Origin of the sequence: Bartonella silvatica (assembly GCF_040545155.1) — a bacterium.
GTDB classification, from domain to species: Bacteria; Pseudomonadota; Alphaproteobacteria; order Rhizobiales; family Rhizobiaceae; genus Bartonella; species Bartonella silvatica.
This window is the reverse complement of the sequence record NZ_JBEPLI010000032.1, coordinates 1-8,357: the sequence shown is the minus strand read 5'-3', so window position 1 is coordinate 8,357 and position 8,357 is coordinate 1. Positions and strand designations below refer to the sequence as shown.

General features: G+C 37.2%; 9 protein-coding genes. 8 read left to right on the top strand and 1 reads right to left on the bottom strand.

Translation table 11 applies throughout. The features are described 5' to 3' along the window. The first annotated feature begins 265 nt into the window (after positions 1-265). The 7 genes from ABID23_RS07430 to ABID23_RS07400 all read left to right on the top strand — a co-directional run bounded on the left by ABID23_RS07430 (position 266) and on the right by ABID23_RS07400 (position 6,193). The gene (locus ABID23_RS07430) at positions 266-529 is read left to right on the top strand and encodes a hypothetical protein (protein ID WP_354190809.1); all 264 of its coding nucleotides are present in this window, start codon (positions 266-268) and stop codon (positions 527-529) included. Next, positions 477-1,508, top strand: coding sequence for a DUF2087 domain-containing protein (locus tag ABID23_RS07425; protein ID WP_354190807.1), 1,032 nt, complete (start codon positions 477-479; stop codon positions 1,506-1,508). Before ABID23_RS07430 ends, ABID23_RS07425 begins: the two co-directional genes overlap by 53 nt. A gap of 157 nt (positions 1,509-1,665) precedes the next feature. Next, entirely contained in the window at positions 1,666-2,856 is a 1,191-nt protein-coding gene (locus ABID23_RS07420) for an ATP-grasp domain-containing protein (protein ID WP_354190805.1), read from the top strand. Between the two features lie 725 nt (positions 2,857-3,581). Next, positions 3,582-3,959: a hypothetical protein gene (locus ABID23_RS07415; RefSeq protein ID WP_354190803.1), complete on the top strand. Its 378-nt coding sequence runs from the start codon at positions 3,582-3,584 to the stop codon at positions 3,957-3,959. A gap of 234 nt (positions 3,960-4,193) precedes the next feature. Beyond that, entirely contained in the window at positions 4,194-5,252 is a 1,059-nt protein-coding gene (locus tag ABID23_RS07410; protein ID WP_354190801.1) for an ATP-grasp domain-containing protein, read from the top strand. Then, positions 5,249-5,968 (top strand): hypothetical protein, encoded by a 720-nt coding sequence (locus tag ABID23_RS07405; RefSeq protein ID WP_354190799.1) that lies wholly within the window; start codon positions 5,249-5,251, stop codon positions 5,966-5,968. The genes ABID23_RS07410 and ABID23_RS07405 overlap by 4 nt, the downstream gene beginning before the upstream one ends. A gap of 3 nt (positions 5,969-5,971) precedes the next feature. Beyond that, a complete protein-coding gene (locus ABID23_RS07400; protein WP_354190797.1) occupies positions 5,972-6,193 on the top strand; it encodes an abortive infection family protein in 222 nt (73 codons plus the stop codon). Between the two features lie 27 nt (positions 6,194-6,220). On the opposite strand, the gene ABID23_RS07395 is transcribed toward ABID23_RS07400, so the two are convergent. Further along, complete coding sequence (locus tag ABID23_RS07395; RefSeq protein ID WP_354190795.1) at positions 6,221-6,448, bottom strand: hypothetical protein; 228 nt, start codon at positions 6,446-6,448, stop codon at positions 6,221-6,223. 116 nt (positions 6,449-6,564) lie between these two features. Between ABID23_RS07395 and ABID23_RS07390 the strand changes: the two genes are divergently transcribed. Then, positions 6,565-7,929, top strand: a complete 1,365-nt coding sequence (locus ABID23_RS07390; protein ID WP_354190793.1) for an MFS transporter — start codon at positions 6,565-6,567, stop codon at positions 7,927-7,929. The last annotated feature ends 428 nt before the right edge of the window (positions 7,930-8,357 follow it).

The window sequence follows — 8,357 nt, the reverse complement described above, 5'->3', positions numbered from 1 at the left end:
AATTCACTATAATAAAAAGATTATGAGAGAACCTTACGATATTCAAGGGTCCCATACAATATCAACAATGCGAAATGATCTTTATCAATCAATGTGTTGTAAAATTCATTTGCCATACAATTACGCGTTTATGCGTCAAATACTCCCTCGTCTCTGAAGTTGAAAGCCACAGCAGAAATACATCTTCAACACCCCATAGAACAAACAACAATATTTTTTATCAAAGCAGGAATGCTACGCTTGATAAAATGATAAGGATCAAAAGATGTCTCTAATAAGACCTGGTATGGGAACAGAAAACAGTATTGAGCTTCTTTACACACTCATTCAAATGGCAAGACCGCGCACAGTCATTGAAATCGGTGCGGGAAATAGCACGCGCTTAATTGCTACAGCCCTGCAAAAAGTAAAACAAGCATGGGAACAAGATAAAAAACTTTTAGAATCCTCCGTTTGGGAAGAGCGCACTGCTTTGCTTGACCCTTCAAAAATTCCTGAGAGTTATCAACCCACGGCTGATCACCATTGATGATTTTTCAGTCGAAGGTCAATTAGCCGAAGAAGCATGGCAAAAACTGTTCCAAGACGACAACATTGAAAAAGACACCGTAACATTTATGAATGAGAATTTTTTCTCTCTCGATGAGAGCACTCTCAAATCTTGGGGCCCCATAAACTTTGCCTGGATTGGTGCAGGAACGCCCACCGATGATGTACGATTTGTGATCACACTTTGGGAGCATATTGTGCCTTGTGGTTATCTCTGTTTGCATGAGCCAACCATGACAACAACTGTTGCGCTTAATGGAACTCAACTGGTTAGACGCGTCAGAACCCCTTTGTGGGAAGAAATTCTCTATCGGCTTGATGGCTCCTATGAAGCTTTAACCCTGCCCAAAAATCACAAATATCGCCAAAGTGGTCTGGCTCTTATTCGCAAACGTACCCCTTCCGAACAAATTGTACGCACACAGCCGCTCCAAGCAGAACTCATAGAGATCAATGAACTGCCCCTTCGCGATGACCTTTTGCCGATAGGACAAGAAACACGACACAAATGCAGCATACGCAATTCACTGATCTCTGCCATGACCTCCCCAACACTGCGCGCTATTTATGCCGCCATTATCCTTGGTGCGAAAAATCTGACTGATATTGTTAAACATATCGATTGTGATGCCAAAACCATTCATAAATCCATCAATCGTCTTTTAAATCTGGGTCTGATTGAAAAAAACAAAGAGGGATTTCAAGCAGAAGAGACACTGTGGAAATCACTAGAAGTTAAAAACGAGCGGAATATGGAAAATTTAAGCGATCGCCATTTAGAAACAGAAGAAATGCTGCAAAAAATTGCAGAAGCCTTTCAAAAGGAAAAAATCTATAGCGAAAAAGAAGTCTCCAAGATATGCAATCTTTTTACAGTAGATTTTGTAAGATTAAGACGAACCTTGGTTGAAACAGGTTTTTTACAACGCCATGGGGGGCAATACCAACGCATACGCTAAAAAAGAAACATTGATCTTTTTAGAAGAAATTTTAAAAGTCTATAAAGTCAAAGCCTGTTATCATTATATTCATCTATTCTGATTTACATTTTAAATAAAAAATAAAGAACTTTTAAAACTCTTTTCACAAAATGATCCCCATAAAATAGGATAAGAAATGGACTTTGTACTTGTGGAAACCTTAACATTTGGTTTGTCTAAACTTGTCGAAGCAGCAGAAAATCTCGACGTTCACTTACACCTCTTAACCCACAATAAAGAGATGTATTTTTATGAACTGGAGCATATCAAAAGTAAACATCTAACCGTTATTGAATGCGATACATTTCAGCATGGGGAAATTATCACCTATTGCCAAAATTTAGAAAATTTTTGTGGCATTATTAATCTTACAGACACTTGGGCAACCACTGTCAACGAAATCTCTGCCCTCTTGGGATATAAAACACCAAATGCATCGGCGATTAACATCTGTAGAGATAAAGCTTATTTAAGAAAAATCCTCTTCGACAAAGGTCTCACAAAAGGGCAAGTGACGGTTATTAAGCGTAATGCTTTCCAAGACGTACACACCCTCTCTTATCCCGTTATTCTTAAAGACCCAAATGGAACAGGATCAAAAAATGTCTGGTTTGCAGAAAATGAAGCTGAATCTTCCAGCATCATGGAATTTATAAAAAACAGCACGTCTCTTCAAAGCATTCTGATTGAAACTTTCCTTACAGGAACACTTTATAGCGCTGAAACAATCAGTCATAGAGGGAAAACAAAGCTGCTTGCTCTCTCAAGCAGAGTCATGTCAGACATGCCTGACTTTAAAGAACTTGCAACAGCCCTGCCTTTAGACAAAAACAATCCAGAGTTGCAAGGTGTAGAAGAATGGATTAAAAAGATCCTTTCTGCTGTCTCTTATCATGAGGGATTTGCACATACGGAATTTATCGTTACAGAATATGGATTTGAAGTTGTTGAAATAAATCCCCGTTTAGGAGGAGGGCAAATTGGTGAAGCACTTTGCCAAGCCTTTAACACCAATATCTACCAAGGTTTTTTGGAATGTGCCTTAGGGAGAGAACCTGAATTGTTTCGCAAAGAATTGACGGCTCAAGCCTCTATAGGGCAAGCATTTATTTATGCAAAAACAACAGGAACATTTAAGCAAATAGGCTTAAAACATGCAGCATATAAACAAACAACCCTCACCCCATGTGCTTTAGAAGGGAAAGAAATTCACAACTTAAGAGATCAAACAGCCTGTGTCGGCATTGTCTTAACCACGAGAACAACCTCAGAAACGGCTCTATTAAATGCACTCTCAGAAGCAAACAAAGTGCACCTTAGTGATTGAGCAATAAAATGTTACACAACATCCTCACTTTCAAGGCAAACATAAAACTTATTCTGATGACGACTTTATTGAGTAATCTTGGGATATTTATGGTCGTTCCTTTTTTGGCGATCTACTTAAGTAAGCTTCATTCTCTCAATACATTAGAAATTGATACTATTATTAGCGTTGCTTTTCGGTGCCAAAGAGCGGCTCTCTCTTAGGGGGCATACTTTCCGATTATGTCCATGTAAAAAACACGGTGCTTTTAGACTTAGCAATACGGATTCCTAGTTATCTCATCGTTGGTTTTACATATAATTTTTATCTCCTCCTTTTCTCTTACGCTCTCATTGGGTTAGGAAGCAGTCTATATCTGTCTGCTGCAAAATCTTTTTTAGTAAAAAATGTCTCAAGAGCCGAAAAAATCAATATTCTAGCAACAAGAACCATCTTTGCGAATATAAATGCGCCAGTGGACCATTGATTGGACTACTGGTTTTTAAAATTCTTCCCTCCCTATTATTGAGTCTGGTTGGCTTGATCTTTTTTTATTATTTCTCCTCAACTGTACCTTAAAAGAAAATTCTCACACCAATACATTGAATAAAATAAATTTTTCTGATTTTAGGAAATTGCTTACCAACAGAGCCATATTGAGTGTTGCACTGTTTATGTTTATGTTTCTCTTTACCTTCTTTTACATACAACTTGAAATCACCGACCCCTTGTTAAGTGATCAAATTTTGGGAGGAAATGCTTCTTCATATATTTTTATACGCAATGCACTCATCGTGATTTTTGCTAAATATCGGTATAAAAACGGGCATACAAAGAAAATTTCAAAACACCTATCATATTATCTTTTGTTTGGACTCTCATTCATTATTCTCCACGCTCTTAATTATTCTTATTTTTACCTCTTCTTAGCGATCATCCTTTTTTCCTTTGCTGAAATCATTATACAGATACGCCTCGATTATGATGCAACAAATATAGATGAACGCCTCATCGCTAGCGCCTATGGAGTCATGAGCCTCTCTAGTGCTTTCGGCGGCATGGCGGGAAGTTATCTGGGTTCCCTCTTATCCAACCAAGATTTTTTTGGATTATCGATTTGGTAGATTTTGAGTATTGCCTCTCTCAGTACATCCCTCATCTCTCTCCTCATATTAAAAAAAATCCAGCAAAAAGGTAAGTTTATGAAAAAGCATATTGTATTCTTAAGTCCTCATCCTGCCATGATTGATTGCGCACAACTCAACGGTATAAAGATGACAATCTTGGACAAACCTGAAAATGGTCACCTCACCGCTTATATGAATTAAGACTCTATCTTTCTTTTTGATTATCATAAGGTGTCTCTTACCAAAAAAATAATCAGCGCCATCCATAGTCATCATAAAATTGATGCTATAATAACTTTAACTGAAAAAGCTCTTCCACTTGCATCAGAGTTATCCAGATTTTTAGGACTTAAAGCATTATCATGGGAAACAATGGAACGAATACAGAATAAATATGCAATGCGTTTATTTCTTTCTGATCACGCAGAATATTCCCTCAAATTTGCAAAACCAAAAAATAAAAAAGAATTAGAATGTTTTTTTACAACAACCGGCAGTCCACTTATTGTGAAACCCATAGATGGTTATGATAGTAAAGATGTTATCCAAGTCAATTCAATCAATGATATTGAAAATATCTGTTTTTCCTCTAACCTCATAGCTGAAGAATTTATTTCTGGAGAAGAATACTCTGTTGAAGCCTTTAGTTTTTCAGGGAACCATAAAATCATAGCAATTACTAAAAAAGACCTCATAGAAAATGAAGATGGTAAAAATTTTACTGAAATCGGGCATTGTGTACCAGCCGATTTATCAAAAACAGTACAACAAAAAATTATCAACTATATTTCACAATTCTTAACACTCATAGGCTTAGACGAAGGGCCCTCTCACACAGAAATCAAATTAGATGGTGAGAAAATAAGAATTATTGAAACTCATAATAGAATAGGGGGCGATAGAATTTCATCTCTTGTAAAATTAAGCACAGGTATAGACCTCGTTCAATTATCAATATTATGGCCACTTGGTTTATGTGCCCCGATAGAAAAGAATATTATAAACTTTTGTAGTGCAGCAATAAGATTCTTTACTCCCGGTCCCGGATATGGAAAACTTGAGAGAATTGAAGGTTATGAAACCCTCCAATATTTTCCTAATATTGTAGACATTGAACTTCATTGTAAACTTGGTGATTTCATTTATCCTATTTCAAACTCATCTAACCGCTACGGTTTCGTAATCGCAATAGGTTCAAATGAAGATGATGCGACAAAAACAGCTCGCAAAGCAGCGTCTTCTCTCCATTTCATTGTTAACTGTAATGAAAAATCTCTACCTCGTTCATGAGAAAAGCTTTCCTCATTGAGGGGAAAGTTTTTAAAATATTAAAAATCATAATGTACAATGACATAAAGCAGATCATCTCTAAAAAGATTATTTTTGATTTTTACATTTTCTTTTATACGCCACTCACTCTTAATAAAAAACCAAATGATAGTAAGGCTGTCAAGGTTAAGAAACAACTCAATGCAATCAATCTGCAATGTGATGAACCGCTTGAGATCCTTGGGAACCTGCTTGGTGATTTTATGGACAACGATTCTCATACGGCAATAGAATTCCTATTTGAGGAAAAATCAGAAGCTCAAGTGCAAAAATTGAAAGAAGATCAAAGTAAAATTTTAGAAACGTTAAAAAAAGATGGATTGCAGTATGAACGTGGAGGATATATTATCAAAGAAAGAGAGACACAAGAATTAAAAGCCGGCCTTCTTTCTGCAGAAACATTGCAAAAAGAAGTTGCGAAGAATGGACTATCCGCAATAGAAACCGAAATAAAAAGAGCATTAGCTAACATAGAAACCGATCCAATGGCTTCAGAGCTTTATGCAGCAAATATATTGGAAGCATCTTGTAAAGCTTATCTTGACCACTATGCTATCTTATATAAAAAAACAGCTCACACACTTCCCGCTTTATGGAAACAAGTCGCGGAACATGCTAAGATTTGTCCAGAAGATGTAGAGAAAAAAACACTCATGATCTCGATGTCAATGACTTAAAAATTGATCGCATCCGGTCTATATGGAATTGCCAATAGTACCATGAATTTAAGAAACAAAAAAGGAGCAGCTCATGGTCACTCGGAAGCAAATTTTCGAAAATTAAACCTCAATCCTCGTCATGCGCGCTTAACTGTTAATGCCACCTCTACCCTTGCAATATATATCTTAGAGTTACGTTACAAAACATCATCAACAATACTCTCGATAAACGAGACAAATTGATCCCGACGTTTATCCCTCATAAAATTCTCACCAGAACGCAAACGGATCCGTAAAAACTGGGGCAAATCTTATCAAAACCGCAAACCATTTAACCTTTGGAGCAGAGCTTACACAAACCTGTAGGCTTTTGCTCTCATGCAAAATGAATTGACGACGAATAGACTCCTCGATAAACTCACCAAAACCAGCTTTAAAAACAGTTTTATTTGAGAAATAATAAGGGGCTACACCAGGGGAATATAAGGGGACCGTCAACACTCTCAACCACATTCATCACAATGCTATAGCAACAAACACAAGTTTATTCTTAAAAGCTCTGTGGCCTATGGGGCAGAATCCATATTAATTCATATCTGTAAGGGGGCATCATCATGCAACAAAAAGATTCCGATAACAAATCAGAGCGATATATCATCTATAGTGTCATTATCTCCAGCATACTTCCTCTGCTGGACGGGAGCATTGTCAATGTCATCCTTCCTAACCTTGCGCATTATTTTTCCGTGGAAGGAAATAATATACAATGGGTTGTAACATCCTATTTTCTCGCCACCGTGCCGGGATTGCTGATGGCAGCTTTTGTGCAAGGAAGAATAGGTATAAAAAGCACTTGGCTTCTTGCAAGCTTCATTTTTATGCTTGGATCACTGGGGGTAGGATTAAGCTATAATTTTCCAACCATTATATCTGCTCGTATCGTTCAAGGTTTCGGAACAGGTCTTTTACTGCCTCTTAGCCAAACCATCATTGCGTTACAATTTGGACAAACACGGGTGCGGCAAGCCATGGGCACCATAGCCGTACCAACAGTTTTCGCTCCTGCCTTTGGTCCGCTGGTAGGCGCCTCGCTTGCTCAGTATGTGTCTTGGCGTTTGTTATTTTTTATCAATATTCCGCTTATTTTATTGGCACTCACCCTTGGAGCAAAACATTTAAAGAGCAACGAAACAACAAAAACAAAATTTAACTTATTTGCATTTTTAGCGTTTTCCATCTCCCTTCTTTCGTTTTTTTATCTCACAGAAGCCAGAAATATCAATAACCACAACGCCCTCTTTATCCTAGCGCTTATAGCCGTGATATCTCTCATATTATTCATTGTTTCTAATCAGAAAGCAAAAAACAAATTAATCGTCTTTAGCGGATTTAAAAATGCGCGCTATACATTGCTCATGATCATGGGGCTCGTTGCTTCATTTCTTTTTTATAGCTTCCTCGTTTATTTCCCACTAGCCGTTGCCATGGGAGGAAACTATGAAAAGAGCCTTCTCATCATCGGTGCCCTCCTTGCTCTGCAAGGAGTGGGTGCATGGATTGGCAGGAAATTTATTTATCAAAAATGGAAAGAAAAATCTCCCTTTTTCATGATAGGAATTGGTTTAGTGATATCAAGCTTTGGGTTATTATGCTTCGGCTATAATATAAGCATGGATGGACTTGGATTCTTGCTAAGAGGCATAGGACTTGGCATCGCCACCATCGTCTGCCTTTCCGCCCCCATCCAATATGTCAACAGTTTATACGTCAAAGATACAGCCGTTATCACACGCATATTACAGCAAATAGGCAACGCCATGGGAAGTGTATTCGCTGGCTTTTTGATACATTTACTGACAGAAGAATATCTTTCTTTAAGTCAAACCTATATCATATTCTTCATATTTTCTCTCGCTATCTTTTTACTATTTTGTCTCGCACTTTTCTTATCACGTAAAGAGAATAGTCTCGACTTATGATATCCCCAACACCTTATTAATAACATAAGAAGATAAGAACACACAGCATTTGCCATCATTTTTCCCATTGTTGAGAAAAAGCTGTGATCTTATCTCCAACGTTCATCATATCATGAAAAACACAATATATTTCTTATTCATAGTTTTGCGCATTTAATCAGAGGTTCCTCTAGGTTTAGATTTTTCTTTAACAATTTTGAATGGTTAATATCTGTTTACGCAGGATGTCTTAACACACCACTCACATTCCTTTAGATTCAGTACAAAATGCAGTTTTAAAAGAGCATTTAGATTTATTCTCAGATGAGCGGTAGATTGAGAGAGCATTATTATTTTTTATTTTCCTTAAGCGAGAGACACGTGCTTTAGAAAACAAAAATCATACAATTTACCGGCAAAATTTTTGCCTCACTCACTCTTGCGATGAT